At 63.6% G+C, this 15,636-nt stretch carries 14 protein-coding genes; 7 read left to right on the top strand and 7 right to left on the bottom strand.

Going from position 1 to position 15,636, the window contains the following annotated elements; translation table 11 throughout:
• The first annotated feature begins 27 nt into the window (after positions 1 to 27).
• The gene (locus tag JQT59_RS13050; RefSeq protein ID WP_213576487.1) at positions 28 to 1,053 is read left to right on the top strand and encodes a helix-turn-helix domain-containing protein; all 1,026 of its coding nucleotides are present in this window, start codon (positions 28 to 30) and stop codon (positions 1,051 to 1,053) included.
• 664 nt (positions 1,054 to 1,717) lie between these two features.
• Here the strand turns inward: JQT59_RS13050 and JQT59_RS13045 are convergent.
• The 4 genes from JQT59_RS13045 to JQT59_RS13030 form a co-directional block, all read right to left on the bottom strand.
• Entirely contained in the window at positions 1,718 to 2,968 is a 1,251-nt protein-coding gene (locus tag JQT59_RS13045) for an NAD(P)/FAD-dependent oxidoreductase (RefSeq protein ID WP_213576486.1), read from the bottom strand.
• Positions 2,965 to 3,159, bottom strand: a complete 195-nt coding sequence (locus JQT59_RS13040) for a ferredoxin (RefSeq protein ID WP_213576485.1) — start codon at positions 3,157 to 3,159, stop codon at positions 2,965 to 2,967. The genes JQT59_RS13045 and JQT59_RS13040 overlap by 4 nt, the downstream gene beginning before the upstream one ends.
• Positions 3,160 to 3,179: 20 nt before the next feature.
• Positions 3,180 to 4,367: a cytochrome P450 gene (locus tag JQT59_RS13035; protein WP_213576484.1), complete on the bottom strand. Its 1,188-nt coding sequence runs from the start codon at positions 4,365 to 4,367 to the stop codon at positions 3,180 to 3,182.
• A gap of 142 nt (positions 4,368 to 4,509) precedes the next feature.
• The gene (locus JQT59_RS13030) at positions 4,510 to 4,656 is read right to left on the bottom strand and encodes a hypothetical protein (protein WP_213576483.1); all 147 of its coding nucleotides are present in this window, start codon (positions 4,654 to 4,656) and stop codon (positions 4,510 to 4,512) included.
• Positions 4,657 to 5,720: 1,064 nt separating this feature from the next.
• Here JQT59_RS13030 and JQT59_RS13025 point away from each other — a divergent pair.
• From JQT59_RS13025 to JQT59_RS13015, 3 genes are all read left to right on the top strand, one after another.
• Positions 5,721 to 6,095, top strand: a complete 375-nt coding sequence (locus JQT59_RS13025) for a hypothetical protein (RefSeq protein ID WP_213576482.1) — start codon at positions 5,721 to 5,723, stop codon at positions 6,093 to 6,095.
• A gap of 683 nt (positions 6,096 to 6,778) precedes the next feature.
• Positions 6,779 to 8,563 carry a S8 family peptidase gene (locus tag JQT59_RS13020; protein WP_213576481.1) on the top strand — a complete coding sequence of 595 codons (1,785 nt, stop codon included), beginning with the start codon at positions 6,779 to 6,781 and terminating at the stop codon, positions 8,561 to 8,563.
• A 12-nt stretch (positions 8,564 to 8,575) separates the two neighbouring features.
• Positions 8,576 to 9,883, top strand: a complete 1,308-nt coding sequence (locus tag JQT59_RS13015) for an alpha/beta fold hydrolase (protein WP_213576480.1) — start codon at positions 8,576 to 8,578, stop codon at positions 9,881 to 9,883.
• Between the two features lie 57 nt (positions 9,884 to 9,940).
• Here the strand turns inward: JQT59_RS13015 and JQT59_RS13010 are convergent, their stop codons facing one another.
• The 3 genes from JQT59_RS13010 to JQT59_RS13000 form a co-directional block, all read right to left on the bottom strand.
• Positions 9,941 to 10,303, bottom strand: a complete 363-nt coding sequence (locus tag JQT59_RS13010; RefSeq protein WP_213576479.1) for a PH domain-containing protein — start codon at positions 10,301 to 10,303, stop codon at positions 9,941 to 9,943.
• 56 nt (positions 10,304 to 10,359) lie between these two features.
• The gene (locus tag JQT59_RS13005; RefSeq protein ID WP_213576478.1) at positions 10,360 to 11,181 is read right to left on the bottom strand and encodes a class II glutamine amidotransferase; all 822 of its coding nucleotides are present in this window, start codon (positions 11,179 to 11,181) and stop codon (positions 10,360 to 10,362) included.
• A gap of 152 nt (positions 11,182 to 11,333) precedes the next feature.
• Positions 11,334 to 12,344: an AraC family transcriptional regulator gene (locus tag JQT59_RS13000; protein ID WP_213576477.1), complete on the bottom strand. Its 1,011-nt coding sequence runs from the start codon at positions 12,342 to 12,344 to the stop codon at positions 11,334 to 11,336.
• A 202-nt stretch (positions 12,345 to 12,546) separates the two neighbouring features.
• Between JQT59_RS13000 and JQT59_RS12995 the strand changes: the two genes are divergently transcribed.
• From JQT59_RS12995 to JQT59_RS12985, 3 genes are read left to right on the top strand one after another with little or no spacing between them, the layout of a single operon-like run.
• Positions 12,547 to 13,521: a quinone oxidoreductase family protein gene (locus tag JQT59_RS12995; protein ID WP_213576476.1), complete on the top strand. Its 975-nt coding sequence runs from the start codon at positions 12,547 to 12,549 to the stop codon at positions 13,519 to 13,521.
• Between the two features lie 34 nt (positions 13,522 to 13,555).
• Positions 13,556 to 14,470 carry a TauD/TfdA dioxygenase family protein gene (locus JQT59_RS12990; protein WP_502939818.1) on the top strand — a complete coding sequence of 305 codons (915 nt, stop codon included), beginning with the start codon at positions 13,556 to 13,558 and terminating at the stop codon, positions 14,468 to 14,470.
• Positions 14,471 to 14,518: 48 nt separating this feature from the next.
• Positions 14,519 to 15,571, top strand: coding sequence for a beta-keto acid cleavage family enzyme (locus JQT59_RS12985; protein ID WP_213576475.1), 1,053 nt, complete (start codon positions 14,519 to 14,521; stop codon positions 15,569 to 15,571).
• The last annotated feature ends 65 nt before the right edge of the window (positions 15,572 to 15,636 follow it).

Below are 15,636 nucleotides of genomic sequence, written 5' to 3'. Positions count from 1 at the left end.
CGCGGCTCGGCAGAGGCAAACCCGAAGATGATGAGTCACGCCAAGATCGACTCCGAGCTCGAAGACGCTCTCCGCTGCGACGAGCACGGTACGGAGATCATCAGCACGCTCGACGTACGGCCGAATCTCCGCAACGCGGTGTGGGAGGCCCGCAACCGCAGTCACCTGATAGGCCTCAGGGCAGGGTCGCCAACGCCGTCCGGGCTGATCGGCACGATGCGTAGCGCCGTGGTCAACGGAATGTCGATCGCCGACATCACCGGCAACGCCCATACCGTGGAGCGCACACCTACCATGGCCGACCAGCTACCGATCGATTCGGTGATGTTCACGTTCGTCATCTCCGGGGAGTCGTTTCATTTCAACGGGACGATGCCTCCCGTGCTGGTGAAGCAGGGGGAAGTGGCGATCTACGACTCCGACAGCCCTTTCATGCTCGGATTCACCGAGGCGATGCGCGCGGTCGTGGCTAGTGTGCCGCGCCACCACCTCGCGGATATCGGGATGCAGGACTGTTTCCGTCGACTCAAGGTGATGCGTCATGCCGGTACCGGCGCGGAGACGAAGACGGCGCGCGACCTACTCGACGTTCTGCAGGGCGCCTTCGAGCGGCCAGTCGACGTCGACGTCCACGAGTTCGGTGACACATTTCTCGCGAACGCTCTACGGACGCTCCGACGGTTGTCCGTGCAGCCGATGCAAACCAGCGACCACTACTTCACCGCGGCTACGGCATTCATTGAGAGCCACCTTGACGACCCGGGGCTCTCGATCGCGGACGTCGCCTACACGCTGAGCCTGAGTCAGCGACATCTCGGCCGCATCTTCGCCGCGCGCGAGACCACCGTTGCCCGACACATCCAGAAGCTGCGCCTGCAGCGGGCCCTTCGGCTCCTGGTCTCCACCGAAGGCCACCACATAACGGTGGCAGAGGTCGGGCGTCGCTGCGGTTTCAGCTCGGCATCTCATTTCTCCAGGGTCTTCCGTGACCGGTTCGGCGTCACTCCGAGCGAAGCCCGCCGTGGGTGCTTCGTCGACATGCTATCTGCGTGACCCGGCCCAGGTTTCGGCATGGGTACAAGCGGCAGCACGTGATCGCCTCGCTGGGTTGTTGGTCCGTCGCGGCCGCTTAGCCCACGTTTAGCCCTGCTCCGGGATCGCGGGCGATGTCGCGAGCACGGACTGGTTCTAGCTACTCTTCTTCACGGCGGTCCCTTGCTGTTGGTGTGTCTTGGCAGACGCCCGATGCCTACCGCACGGCAGGAAACGAGCGCGGGACCGCCACCTCAACTCCTACGACGTCCGGGACAGCCTCGGCTTCAACGAGTCGCGCGCTGCCGGTGTCATCGACGCGAATGTCGCGGTGGTCCATGACGACAACGGGATTCTATATGTATTGTACGACAACGAATTCCGGTATTCGTGCAGTTTCCTGTCCGGAGTCGAGCATCCACATACCCCAGCGCGACTCTCGAAAGTTGATCTGGCTACTCGCGGACGTGACTGCGAGTCGGTGCGCTGCGTGGACAGAGCGCCTGAAGGGGATCGGATCATCCGTTGAGCGGACACTGCTGCGGGTCGACGCTGTGCAGTTCGATTTGTGCGGGACAGATTGTCGGGCATCGCGCGATGTAGTTCTGGCGGAATGGGCTGACCATCGCGCGATGCCCTATATCTCTCCGCCGGAAGGGACTCTTTCAGTAAGGATCTCTCGGCGTCAGATGGTGGACCCAGAGTTGCGCGGAACGCGGGCATCTATCAACGCGCGTGCTGCGCGCACATTCGACCGTTGCTCTGTTGCTTTTCGCAGAAGAAGCGTCGCTCGCGGCCAGTTGACGATGAAGCTGCCGACAAGGCGCTGTTCTTCGTCGGAGTACAGGACGGCTGCCCTCGTGTGGGCTCCGTCGAAATCTCCGACGATCTCGCTTCGACAGCCATGCCTAGGCTGGCCGACTATCTGTATCTTCCAATCATAGAGATCGCTCCAGACGTAATCCACTTGCCGATCCATGTTTTCGATCGAGACGCCACAGAGTCGGCGACCCACCAAGTTAGCCTGCTCCACCGCACGGGTCCAGTGCTCGCCCCGACGTGCAACAGGCGCGTGAGACCTCGTCCAGCAAGCCACATCGCCGACAGCAGAGATATCTGACCCGCCGCTTGCGCGCCCTTGTTCATCGCACATCACTCCATCGCCGAGTGTGAGGCCCGAGTCCTTAAGCCACTCCACATTCGGCGTTGCGCCGATCCCCACGACGACCGTAGTTGCGGACAACTCCGTGCCGTTGTCGAGCAGTACGTGGATTCCGTCCGCGGAAGAAGTCAGAGACGACACCGCGGAACCGAAATGTGTCTCCACGGAGTGACGCTGATGAAGTTTGGTCAACTCCATTCCCACTTCAGGGCCCAGATTCTGAACCAGCGGCGTGGCCGAAGGGGCCACGACCGAAACTCTGAGACCGAGCGCCCGTGCAGCCGCCGCCACTTCGGAACCGATGAACCCTGCTCCGATGACAACCACATGACCGGAGCCGGATAAGGCATCGCCATGAAGTGCCTTTCTCAGCCCCAGGCAGTCGTCGAGCCCACGCAACACGTGAACTCCCGGCATCTGTCCCCAGGGCGATGGACGGGCCGAAGCCCCGGTTGCGATGACCAAATGGTCGTAAGGCACTTCTCGATGATCCGCCAGCGCAACTCGTTTCGCAGTCGTGTCCAGGCCGACTGCTGGTGTACCGAGCAAGAGTTCGATGTTGTCCGACGTCGCTTCGTGCTTGGTCAGCAGTGGTGTCGGCGAGATTTCAGTACGATCAGTCAACATCTGTTTCGACAGGGGTGGCCGATCGTAAGGCAGGTGGGGTTCGTCGCCTATGACGACGATGCGGCCGAGCCAGCCCTCCGTGCGGAGCGACTGAGCTGTGCGAATGCCCGCCACGGAGGAACCGACGATCAGTGCAGTGCCGTTCATCTGTCCACCCGTAACGCATTCACCGGACATGCACGTGCGGCGCTCTCCGCTTTCCCGACATCGACCTCGCCGACTCGTTCCCTGACCACTACGACCACTCCATCGTCGTCCAGATCGACGAGGTCGGGGGCCGCCATCACGCAGTTTCCGTAGCCCTCGCACTTATCTCTGTCCGCGTGTATCTGAGGCATTCCCCGATCCTTTCTGAAACTCACCGATGGGCCACAACCGGTAGCCGGTCCAGCGAACGGGTGATGTTTGTGAATCTCCGTCGCGGTTCTCCTGCGGACTCCCATGTCCTGACGTGTCGGGTGAGTGACTCGAGGACCGCGTGAGCTTCCATCCGCGCAAGCCCCTGACCTGGGCAAGCGTGAGTTCCTAGCCCGAACGCGACATGGTCGACGTTTTCGCGCCGGACATCGAATCGATCGGGGTCAGGGTATTTCCGCTCATCTCGGTTCGCGGCTCCGTAGAAGATGACTACCCGGACGTTCTCAGGTATCGAAAAGCCCTCTGTTGTGTAGGTTCGCCGAGTGACCCGAGAGAACGCTTGAATCGGGGATTCCAGGCGAATAACCTCATTGAACGCGCCGGGAATCAGTGCCGGGTTCTCGCGTAGTGCTTCCCACTGGTCCGGGTTGTCAACAAACAGCTGGATTGCACTACCGAGGGCGCTGATAGTGGTGTCCATTGCCGGAAGTGCGTAGCTAGACATGAGTGGGACTACTGCTTCTTCAGGGATATCCCCGCGCTCGGCGGCCTCGTGAATGGTAGTGGCAAAGCCTCCAGGGATCATCCGGTCGCGAGTGCAGGTGGTTGCCAACCAACCGAAGAGTTCGTCCACCGCCGGCAGGGCTGCTTGCATCCGTTCATTGGCAGGGCCGTTAATATCACCGAAACGCTCAGCCCAACTCAACAGTTGATCGCGCCCTTCCGGTGGGAACCCCAGCAGGTCCAGGACAACCGCGACCGGTACCGCGCGGGCCAGATCCGCTATCGCGTCAAAAGAGCCTCTTGACACCAAGTCTTCGACGTGTCGGTCCACCCTGGCCTCGATGTCGGTCTTCAACTCACGAAGCGATCGGGGCGCGAGGCGTTCGGCCAGGACAGCACGGTAACGAGTGTGCTCTGGGGGGTCCGTTCCGATAAGGGTGCCTTCAAACGAGTTGTTCGCCACATCGTTCAGCCCAACGCCGTCCGCCGAAGAAAACGTCTCCGAGTCAGTGAGGGCATCCACCACCTGTGCATGTCGAGAGAATGCGACAACACCGTGGCGAGTCAACTCGACTAACGGACCCAAGTCCCGGAGCTGTTGGAAAATCGGGTACGGATTAGCGAGTGCCTCATTCGAAAAGGGATCGATATCAGTGGTTGGCAGACTTAATTCGATCGTAGTCATCTGAAGCTCTTTCTGTACGTAGGGGAGTGGAGTGCTTGGAGCTGGCGCGCCCTTGACGGTGGATGTGAACCGGCATCGGTCAAGCTCGCGGGAGCAACAAAATGTGTATGTGCGATTACATTCGCATTTTATGTAGTGGGTGTCAAGCGTCACACTTCGATAGCCGAGTCTCGAACAGCGATCGAACGCCCCCGTTCGGGGTTTTACCGACCACGGCGTCGAGCAACGTCCGCGTGCGGGTGTTGGTGCCTTGCCGGAGGCGGACATCGCGGTAGTCAATATCGGACATGTTCGCCACTGTCGTCCGCAGAGTCGGTCGACCTCCCTTTACTGGGCACCGGCCATCACGCCGCTCGCCCATGCAGCTGACCCCAGGTAGGAGCCTCAGTCACGTGCACCCGCGCCCGCGAGTGACTGCACATTCGTGTCCCGACCGATGCCGTAATGGACTACAGGGCACCAAACACGGCGTCAGTGGGAGTCGTGCTCGACCTCGGCACCATCGCCTTCCGAATGCGATGTCAATCGATCGCACCCGTTGCGATGGGCCAGCGGATACGTCCACATCGAGTGCTGGGATGTGCGTATCGACAGACCCGTATTGTCACCAGTTCGATTTTCAATTCCGCAGGCTGCTGCGCGAATTCAGCGCCATTCCGAACTCTGTTCTTGCACAGAGGTTCAGGTTCCAGTCTGATCGACGCATCGAGAGCCTGCTTGCCCAAGGACAGCCGACCGTTCATCGAGACGACGTCCAATCCATCAACGAGCTGTTAACACGCACAAAGGGTGCAATATGAACAAGAACGACTTATTCGACCTCACGGGTTCTGCCGCGCTGGTCACCGGGGCTGGCCGGGGCCTGGGTGTGCAGTTTAGTACGGCAGGTCGGTGGTAATCGTTCACCATCAGCCGTGGCGGGGGGCCTTGCTGTCCGGCTCTTTCAGAGGGCAGCGGGACGAGGATTGTGTTGGAGTCCAGCCTCGATGATGACGGACTGGCGTGGCTGGCGCACAAGCGCGGCTACGGTACGTGTGCTGCCAACGCCTGCGCACCCGTTCTGAACCCTTCCATTCGAAATAACCGAAACATCTTTCGATTCTTTCGAAGAGTCTGCGACTGTGCTCCGCACCCCCTATGTGTGATCAGCGAGCTCTACGGCCCGGTCAGCCACTCCGCCTGCCGAGCCGAAACAGACATTGTGCGATCTCCCGCGGAACCCCTCCCAGGGGTACTTTCTTTCCCCCTCCGGGTCACCGACCACCCCCTCCGGGGAGTTATCGAACGCCGGCTTCCGGCGAAAACTAGTAGTCGTCCGAGAACACCAAAACCCCGAACTTCAGGAGCCACAGAATGTCCTCGACCACAACACGCACCGCAGCCGCAGCCGCGGCCGGCGTTGCCCTCGCATTCGGTGCCGTGCTGGCCCAGAGTGCCACCGCCGCAGCAGTACCCACCGATGCCGCCGGACCGAATTTCCCGCACACCTTCCAGGTGCGCGACCGCATCGGGTGCGCCAATGCGTGGCCCATGGTCGCCTGCGATGCCCCCGACGAGGACGTTCCCGAGCAGGTCGAACTCTATGAGCCGGGCACCTCACTCACCCAGCCGGGCGGCGTCGACCTCTTCGGCAACTCCAGCGCCAAGTACCACGCCGCGAACTACCCCCTCGAACCCGACGACGGTGTGATCTCCCATTCCCTCGACCCCGACATGCCCTGGATCTGACCACTGCCGGGCTCCGGCGCCGAGTCCCCTCGCCGCCGGAGCAGCGCCGTCACGTCGTCGCGGACGGGACGCAGGGCCGACCGGCGGGAGAGTTCCTCGGCCAACAGCTCGACGAGGTCCCGATCCGACAAGGCCCGTATCGAGTCGCGTGCCCGATCTCGGTCGACGGGCAATGTGCATCACCTCCGCTTGTGCCAGACATGTACCGGGAACCACCCGTTTCCCGGCGAGGGACCGTGAAATGGACTCTCGACACGGGGCGCCCACTCGCCGCAGCGAGAGTTCGGTTGATGCGGGAAGCGCCCCCTACAGGGCGCATGTGTAGTAGTCACCAGGCAGCGTCCAGGTCGCCTGACTGTATCGCCCTCCCTATCCACGAGGTCACCCGTTGTGAGTGACCCAGGCCCCTAATCGGAGAAGGCAATGGGTCGTCGCTGCCCGGCTCGTCCACATCGTAAGTAGTTAGAGCGCCGAACCAACGCTGACACCCGCATCCCCGGAGAGGACGATGGAAACATACCAACCGGCCTTTGCTCCTGCTGCATTGGATCGCAGCGGCAGCTCATGGGAAAGGGTGGAACGTAAGACGGCGCACGGAATGCATGCGCCCGGGACATTTTCTGAGCCACAGTGGATTCGGTGTTCTGCCGCTCGTCGAATCCAGACCGGAATATAGGTGAGGAATGACCGAGCCGAGATCTCGAGGCACCGACGGCGGATCCAGTCGGGATGATTTCTCGGGCGAGCGCCTCGACCGGCAGACCGCACCGCCCGAGCTCGAGGATGTCAACAATCGCCGGCGATGGGGTTTGGGCACAGTCCCCGAAGACCGCGGTCCGTACCTCGTCGAGCTGAACGTCCTGCACATCGACGGTCTCTCCGGTGCCACCAACGCCTTTCGTCAACTCTTCACCGATGTTTTCCGTGCGACGTCCGCGGACAGAGGAGAAGATGCGGACCCGTGGCGGCTGACGAGAATCTCGAAAGGCTATTTCCGCTGCGAGATGACGCTGGCCGAGTGGAAGCAGTTGGTGGCGGTCGATCAGGAACGCGCGCTCAGGGCGGCGACCGACGCGGCGGCCCGTCGGCAACCTCCCGCATCAGGCACGGTCGGGGTGCCGCCGTCCGACTTTCCGTACCGCACAATCTACCGACTGTGGCCCGACTTCCCGGTTCGCGCCCATATCGCCAAGTCCGTCTCCACCATCAAGGCGGACGCCGCCCTGCGTTCCTTCGAGGCCAGTGGCGAAGGCATCTGCTGGGCAGTCCTAGACTCGGGGATCGACGCCACGCATCCGCACTTCGGCGACATCAACGGAGAGCACCTGTTGTTGGACGCCGGGGTCCGCAATCTGCACCGATGTTTCGTCGACGTGCACGGTCACCGGCTGCCCGACCCGGACGAGGACCCGGCCGACAGCGGACCGATGTCGAAGGAGGACCGCGACCAGCGCATCGACCTTCACCGCACCTCGGCACTGACCGATCCCCTAGGTCACGGAACCCACGTGGCCGGCATCATCTCCGGGCGTGCCTCGAACTCGGTGACCAACGTCGTCCTCGAACGCCAGGACCGGATCGTCGCGGGCGACGAGGACGACAACCAACCAACCCGGATGACGGTGACCAATGCGCGCGTGATCGGCACCGACCGCGAACGCGAACGCTTCCACGGTGTGGCGCCGGGCTGTCACCTGGTGAGCCTGCGCGTCCTCGACGATCAGGGGGCGGGCAGGTCCAGCGACATCGTCCGGGCCCTGGAATACATCCGCGAGAAACTCAACGACAATCCCAAACTTCTGCGGGTGCACGGGGTAAACCTCAGTGTGGGATACGACTTCGATGCCGAGATGTTCGCCTGCGGTCAAAGTCCGCTGTGCACGGAGGTGAACCGTTTGGTGCAGGCCGGTGTCATCGTGGTCGCCGCGGCCGGCAACACCGGCTACTCCACCCTTCCGACCAGCACCCGCGTGACGAAGGTAGGGCTCTCCAACACCATCAACGACCCCGGCAACGCCGCCGGTGCGATCACCGTCGGATCAACTCATCGCGACTCCCCCCACACCTTCGGAATTTCGTATTTCTCGTCGAAGGGACCCACGGCGGACGGGCGCCTCAAGCCGGACCTCGTGGCACCCGGAGAACGCATCGTCTCGTGCGCGGCCGGGACCAAGCAGGCAACGGCGCTGTCGAAGCTCGCCACGATGCCTGGAACCGGGCCTACCAGCGCCCTCAGTACCGCGCCCACGTCGCTCACCGCGTACTACCTCGAAGACAGCGGCACGAGTATGGCGGCACCCCATGTATCCGGGGCCATCGCCGCGTTTCTTTCCATCCGACAGGAATTCATCGGGCGTTCCGACGAGGTCAAGCGCATCTTCCTCGCCAGCGCGGTGCCCCTGGGCCGCGAACGCTACTTCGAAGGCCATGGTCTCGTCGACCTGATGAAGGCCATTCAATCCGTGTGAAAGGCATACCCGATGATCACCGGACAATTCGAGATCGAGTTCACCAAGGACGGACTCGTTCACGACGACAACCAGGTCGTCCGGCTCCTCGACGGCCTCGCCGACAGCACCGACCTGCTCGTCCTCGCGCACGGCTGGAACAACGACAAGGCCGAAGCCACCACGCTGTACGACACACTCATCAGCTCGCTGGAGGTGGTCGGACTGCCCGAAAACGGATCCGGATCCCGCGTGGCCGTGATGAGAGTGCTGTGGCCGAGCAAGAGGTTCGCACTCGAATCGCTCATACCCGGCGGAGGAGCCGCCTCCGCGACCGCAGCCAACGATGCAGCGCTTCTCGTCGCGTTGACGCAGCTCGAGCAGGACCCTGTGCTGCTGGGCGCCGACGGAAGCGACCCGACGCGAGGAGACATCGTGGAACGCGCGCGAGCCCAGATCGAAGACCTGGACACGTCCGCAGACGCGCGGCGCGAATTCGTGCTGCAGATACGTACCCTCCTGGACCCGAGCCAGGCACATGACGACGACGCATCCAGAGAGTTCCTCGACCTCGATCCCGAGAAGCTCTTCCAGAAGTTCACCGGCGAGGTGCCGGTCCTACTGTCGACCGGTCCCGGAGGCGCGGCCGGAAACACCAGCGGCGGCGCCGCCTTTCTCGGAGACTTGTTGTCCGGCGCCAAGGCCGCCGCCCGCCGTATCGCGAACTTCGCCACCTACTACACGATGAAGACCCGCGCCGGCGCCGTCGGCCAAACAGGTGTGGCCGGGGTTCTCGGCCGAGTCCGAGAACGACATTCCCAAATTCCTATCCATTTGACAGGACACAGCTTCGGCGGACGGCTCGTGACCGCAACCGCTGCCGCGCTCCCACCCTCCGATGCCCCGCTCAGCCTCATCCTGTTGCAGGCCGCCTTCTCCCACAACGGCCTTGCGCAACGATTCGACGGACAGCACGACGGCGCGTTCCGTACCGTCCTCGGCGAGCGCCGTGTCAACGGGCCGGTCGTCATCACCCACACCAAGAATGACCTCGCCGTGGGCGTCGCCTACCCCCTGGCCTCACGCATCGCCCGCGACAACGCCGCCGCGCTCGGCGACCAGAACGACCCCTACGGCGGCATGGGACGCAACGGCGCCCAACACACTCCCGAACTCGACAGAACCGAACAACTCCTACGGAAGCCGACCCCTCAGCACCAGTACACCTTCACGCACGGCAAGATTTTCAACCTCCAGGCCGACGCGACGATCACCGACCACGGCGACGTCGCCAACCCAGCCGTAGCGCAAGCCCTGCGCGACGTGCTCCGGGTGCGTTGATCCCGGTCGCAAGGCACGTCACCTTGCGAGGTCGAAGAACATACAGTTTCCGCTACATCACGTGATGTTTCCGAGGATCACCGTGTGCACGTGGTGGGCCTTGTCGACGCCGCGGAAGTCGGCTTCGTATGTGGTCCCGGCGACCGCGAGGGCGATGCTGCTGGAGGAGAAGAATTGGCCGGCCCACGACTTGTTGCTGAGGAATGAGATCGACCGGATGTGCTTGTAGGGGATGGACGTGATCGCGGTGCGTTTCCCGACGAAGCTCCTGTCCTGGATCACGACACGCAGGTTCGTCATCCCGAGGAAACCGGTACCCGCGCCGATGCAGTCGTAGACGGCGATGATTTGCTCACCAGGAAGGATTCCCTGTTCGACTTGCTTCAGCTGCTCCGACTTGTCGAAGATCGGTTCAGTCATGGCGACTCCTTCGATGTCGGTGCGGCAGTCCATTCTCGCAGAAAGAAGCCCTGCACTCAGCCGGGTGAAATCGGCTCGAATGGGCGGATTTCGTCCTGCCCAGGTCGAACGACCCCGGCGGAAGACTCGGGCACCTCGTTCCACGCGCCTTCGAGGTCGCGGAGGGGTTCGGAGACCACGAAACGAGTCTCCCCACCTAGTTCGTGCAGGACCTCGACTTCGGGGTGCAGTGCGCGCAGCTTCGCGATCTCGGTGGAGAAGAACAGCGACCTCGACTGCCGTTCACTCGAGTACCGGAAAACCCACAGCGATTCACCCTCGGTGGTGGCGACGGTCATCTGCACCGGATGGTCGACACCGTGTGCACGGCCGACGTCTTCGACGAAGCCGACCGCGCGGGCAACCGCACCGAAGGGATCGTCGGCGAGGCCGAATGTCAGGGCGAGGAAAAACAACGTTTCGGAATCTGTCGAACCCTCGATGTCGAGGAACAGGGCCGGGTCGACGGCCATCACCAGGTCGCGTCTGACCTCGTGGAAACCTCGCAGGGCGCCGTTGTGTACCCACAACCATCGCTCGTGCCGGAAGGGGTGACAGTTGCTGCGCTGCACCGGTGTTCCCGTCGAGGCCCGCACGTGAGCAAGCAACATTCCCGTTCGCACCTGACCGGCGATCTCCCGCAGGTTGCTGTCATTCCAGGCCGGTTCGATGCTCTTGTACACCGCCGGCTCACTGCCTTCGCCGTACCAGCCGACACCGAATCCGTCACCATTGGTGGTCGTCGCCCCGAGACGTGAGTGCAGACTCTGATCGATCAGCGAGTGTTTAGGGCGGAACAACAGGTCCTCCGCGAGGATCGGTTCACCCGAGTAGGCCATCCACCGGCACATACCTCAATCCAAGCACTCGCCACCGGCCGCGGGGCCGGAACCGGGAAATCCTCTTCGACAGCTGGCTCTCCTGTGGTGCGCGTCGAGCTGGGCACCATCAACGGACGCCCCTTCACCTGCCCGAGCCCGGAAGGCATGGGCTAACCGCGCTCACCCGTTCGCTGCTCCCGCCAACGGCTGGGGCTGACCCCGAAGTGGCCGCGGAACCATCGTGAGAAGTTGCTCGGCGCCGAGAAAGCGAGCACATCCGCGATCTCGGTGAGACTCAGCCGAGGGTTCGCCACCATCCGTTCGGCGAGCTCGGCGCGGGTGCTGTCGAGGACCGTCGAGAACGACTCCCCACTCTCCGCGAGCCTGCGGTGCACGGTCCTCCGATCCACACCCAGACTGCGGGCCACCTGCTCGACGGAACAGCGGCCGGTGGGGAGCAGCAGTTCGATCAGCTCGCGGACCCGACTCACGATCGTCACGTCGTCCACCGGTTCCCAGGAGTCCAGCAACTGCTGCGTGTAGGGGCGCAGGAGCGGGTCGGACATCTTGTTCGGCGCGTCCAGGTCGGTCGCCTCGATGACGATCCCGGCGAACTCGTTTTCGAACGTCACGACCGGACCGAACAATCTCCGATGCGTTGCCGTGTCCGCCGGGGCCGTGTGCGGAAAACACACCGTGAGTGGTCTCCAGCCGCCGCCGAGGAAGTCGCGCAGCAACCGGTGCAGCACGCCGACCGCGAGTTCGATGGACTGCCGAGTCTCGAGTGCCTCTCCGAGATCGAGTTCGATGCGGAGGGTCACCAGGCCGTTCACCTCGGACATCCGCGTCCGCAACGCCTCGTTGTACGTGTGTGCGTACCGGGTGAGCACGCGCAGTGCGCTGCGGACGTCGGGTTCCTCGCGGACGACGAGGCTGAGCGGGCCGAGGTTGGAGAACTGTCTGCGTTCGGCAAGGCGCACCCCGAAGTCTTCGCGCCCGGACTTCTCTACCGACTGCTCGAGGAGGCGCGCGATCGCCGCGGCCGGGACCCACCGGTCCTGAAGTGCCAGACCGGACGGATCGAGACCCGCGGATCTCATCAACGGCGCCGGATCGATCCCGAGCGACCGGCACAGCTCCAGGTAGCCGTTCAGCGACGCGTAGCGAGCAAGGGGTTTCATGCCACCTCCGATTGCCTGTCCCAGAATGATAGGCCGACTGTCCCGTCAGGATAAGCGCATGGCCCAAAGTAGCCGTACTGTTAGGTGCATCACAGAAGCGGTGCGGAGAGGTGATCGGCCACACCGGATCATCCCCGTCAAACGGCCGCGATCGTCCGGCCGCGGCACCGCACCGATCAGCACATCGAAGAGGAGAAACATTGTGGCACAAGCAGTTCGGTTCTACGAGCACGGTGCTCCGGAGGTCATGAAGTGGGAGAACGTCGAGGTGGGAAAACCCGGCCCCCACGGCGTCCGTATCCGGCACGAGGCCGTCGGACTGAACTTCGCTGACACCTACTTCCGCACCGGTCTCTACCCAGCCGAACTGCCCGCGGGCATGGGTGTGGAGGCGGCCGGCGTCGTCGAAGAGGTCGGTTCCGGGGTTACCCACGTGCAGGTCGGCGACCGCGTCACCTACACGGGCAGCCCCCTCGGCGCCTACAGCACCGAACGCGTCATGCCGGCCGCACCGCTGATCCCGCTGCCGCGGGCTATCCGCTTCGACACCGCGGCGGCGATGACGATGCGGGGTCTGACCACGGCGTACCTGCTGCGCCGCATTCATCCGCTGAAGGCGGGCGACACCGTGCTGCTGCACGCGGCCGCCGGGGGCGTGGGTCTGATCTTCACGCAGTGGGCGAAGCTGCTGGGCGTCAACGTGATCGGCACGGTCTCCACCGACGAGAAGGCGACGATCGCACGCGCCCACGGGTGTGAGCACGTGATCGTCTACACCCGCGAAAAAGTCGCCGAGCGGGTTCGAGAGATTACCGGCGGCGCCGGCGTCCCGGTTGTGTACGACAGCATCGGTGAGTCCACGTTTCAGACCTCCCTCGACTGCCTCGCCCGGCGCGGCCTGCTGGTGTGCTTCGGAACGGCCTCCGGACCGATTCCCCCGATCAACGCGATGCAGTTGGCAGTCAAGGGTTCGCTGTTCGTCACCCGCCCCGCGCTCGCCGACTACATCGCCGACCCTGCCGAGCGCGCCGAACTCGCCGGTGAACTCTTCGACCACGTCGAGGCGGGACGAATCCGGATCGAGATCAACCAGAGCTACGGACTAGAGGACGCGGTCCAGGCACACCGGGATCTCGAGTCCGGCCGCAGCATCGGCTCCTCCGTGTTCCGCCTCTGAGCGCAACACCTTTCACCACGACGGAGACACCACCATGAACGACACTGCGCAACTGACGCATTCACCCGAAAGGCACACGATAATCTCCCCGTCCGGTTCCTTCCGGCTGGCACCGATGACGTGTTCCCTCGGCGCCGAACTGTTCGACGTGAACCTCGGCGACGCCTCCCGCGACGACGCACTGTTCGCCGAACTTCGGGAACTGCTTCTCGAATACAAAGTCCTCTTCCTCCGCGACCAGGACATCACCCGCGGTGAGCACGTGGCGCTCGCCGAACGGTTCGGTCCGCTCGAAGATCACCCCGTCGCGGGCAGCGACCCGGATCATCCCGGGCTCGTGCAGATCTACAAGGACCTCGACAGCCCGGCCGAGCACTACGAGAACGCTTTTCACTGCGACGCCACCTGGCGGGAGAACCCGCCCATGGGTTGTGTTCTCCGCTGCGTGGAGACGCCCCCGGTCGGCGGCGACACCATCTGGGTGAACATGGCCGAGGCCTACGCGAAACTCCCGGACGCGGTGAAGAAGCAGATCGACGGACTCCGTGCCCGGCACAGCATCGAGGCGTCGTTCGGCGCCGCACAGCCAACGGAACAGCGGCACGCATTGCACCAGCGGTTCCCGGACGCTGAGCACCCCGTGGTGCGCACGCACCCCGAGACCGGTGAAAAGATTTTGTTCGTCAACGCTTTCGCGACCCACTTCGTCAACTACCACACCCCCGAGAACATCCGGTACGGCATCGACTACGCACCCGGCAGCAGCAATCTGCTCAACTACCTGATCAGCCAGGCCGCGATCCCCGAGTACCAGGTGCGGTGGCGATGGACCCCGAACAGCGTCGCGATCTGGGATAACCGGTCCACCCAGCACTACGCGGTCCAGGACTACTGGCCCGCCGTCCGCAAGATGGAACGTGCCGGGATCATCGGCGACCGGCCCTTCTGAAACCTTCTCTCCCCTTCTCATCCGACTGATTTCGAACGGAGAACACCCATGCACTTCCACGACGACGCCCTCTTCCCCGAGACTCAGGAGAAGCTGGTCATCACCTGTGCCCCGTACGGTCCCGAGTGGGAGCCGGACGACTTCCGCGAAGACCTGCCGCTGACGATGGACGAGCACGTCCAAAAGGCTGTGGACTGCTACGAGGCCGGCGCCACCGTCCTGCACATCCACGTCCGCGAACTCGACGGCAAGGGCTCCAAGCGGCTCTCGAAGTTCAACGAGTTGCTCGCCGGACTGCGCCAGGCGGTGCCGGACATGATCCTACAGGTCGGTGGATCGATCTCCTTCGCACCCGAAGGCGAAGGCGCGGACGCGAAGTGGCTCTCGGACGACACCCGGCACATGCTGGCCGACCTCGATCCCGCACCCGACCAGGTGACGATCGCGATCAACACCTCGCAGATGAACATCATGGAACTCATGACCGCCGACGACATCGCCGGCACCTCGATGGAGCGGCCCGAGCTCGCCGAGGCGTACCGGGAGATGACGGTCCCGGCAGGCCCGGCGTGGGTCGAGGAGCATCTGCGTCGCCTGCAGACGGCCGGAATTCAGCCGCACTTCCAGCTCTCGAGCATCCCCCAGCTCGAGACCGTCGAGCGGCTCATCCGGCGCGGGATCTACACCGGTCCGCTCAACCTGACCTGGGTCGGCATCGGCGGCGGCTTCGACGGCCCCAACCCGTACAACATCATGAACTTCATCCAGCGAGTCCCGGATGGCGCCTGCCTGACCCTCGAGACCCTGATGCGCAGCGTGTTGCCGGTTAACGCGATGGCGATCGCGATGGGCCTGCACCCCCGCTGCGGTAACGAGGACACCCTCTGGGGACGCAGGGGCGAGAAGATGACCTCTGTCCAGCAGGTCGAGCAGTTGGTCCGCGTCGCCGGTGAACTGGGCCGCGAGATTGCTACCGGCAAGGAGGCCCGCGACATCTACCGGATCGGTCAGACCTACGCCGATGCCGACGAGACCCTCGCCAAGCTCGGCTACGCACCGAACCGCCGCCGCGGCCAGGTGGGCTTCACCCACCACGCCTGAGTTCCGGCGCCGGGGATCTCGGTCACGATCGGGGAGAGAGCGGGTAGCCCGCTGCCCGCTCTCTC

It is taken from the genome of Rhodococcus sp. USK13 (assembly GCF_018343855.1).
GTDB classification, from domain to species: domain Bacteria; phylum Actinomycetota; class Actinomycetes; order Mycobacteriales; family Mycobacteriaceae; genus Rhodococcus_F; species Rhodococcus_F oxybenzonivorans.
Note: the sequence above shows the minus strand (reverse complement) of the source record. Positions and strands in the feature narration are given on the sequence as shown.

Coding starts and splice junctions, on each gene's coding strand:
- JQT59_RS13050 (WP_213576487.1), top strand. CDS start 28: ATGATGAGTCACGCCAAGATCGACTCCGAGCTCGAAGACGCTCTCCGC.
- JQT59_RS13045 (WP_213576486.1), bottom strand. CDS start 2,968: ATGAACGGCACTGCACTGATCGTCGGTTCCTCCGTGGCGGGCATTCGC.
- JQT59_RS13040 (WP_213576485.1), bottom strand. CDS start 3,159: ATGCCTCAGATACACGCGGACAGAGATAAGTGCGAGGGCTACGGAAAC.
- JQT59_RS13035 (WP_213576484.1), bottom strand. CDS start 4,367: ATGACTACGATCGAATTAAGTCTGCCAACCACTGATATCGATCCCTTT.
- JQT59_RS13030 (WP_213576483.1), bottom strand. CDS start 4,656: ATGTCCGATATTGACTACCGCGATGTCCGCCTCCGGCAAGGCACCAAC.
- JQT59_RS13025 (WP_213576482.1), top strand. CDS start 5,721: ATGTCCTCGACCACAACACGCACCGCAGCCGCAGCCGCGGCCGGCGTT.
- JQT59_RS13020 (WP_213576481.1), top strand. CDS start 6,779: ATGACCGAGCCGAGATCTCGAGGCACCGACGGCGGATCCAGTCGGGAT.
- JQT59_RS13015 (WP_213576480.1), top strand. CDS start 8,576: ATGATCACCGGACAATTCGAGATCGAGTTCACCAAGGACGGACTCGTT.
- JQT59_RS13010 (WP_213576479.1), bottom strand. CDS start 10,303: ATGACTGAACCGATCTTCGACAAGTCGGAGCAGCTGAAGCAAGTCGAA.
- JQT59_RS13005 (WP_213576478.1), bottom strand. CDS start 11,181: ATGGCCTACTCGGGTGAACCGATCCTCGCGGAGGACCTGTTGTTCCGC.
- JQT59_RS13000 (WP_213576477.1), bottom strand. CDS start 12,344: ATGAAACCCCTTGCTCGCTACGCGTCGCTGAACGGCTACCTGGAGCTG.
- JQT59_RS12990 (WP_502939818.1), top strand. CDS start 13,556: ATGAACGACACTGCGCAACTGACGCATTCACCCGAAAGGCACACGATA.
- JQT59_RS12985 (WP_213576475.1), top strand. CDS start 14,519: ATGCACTTCCACGACGACGCCCTCTTCCCCGAGACTCAGGAGAAGCTG.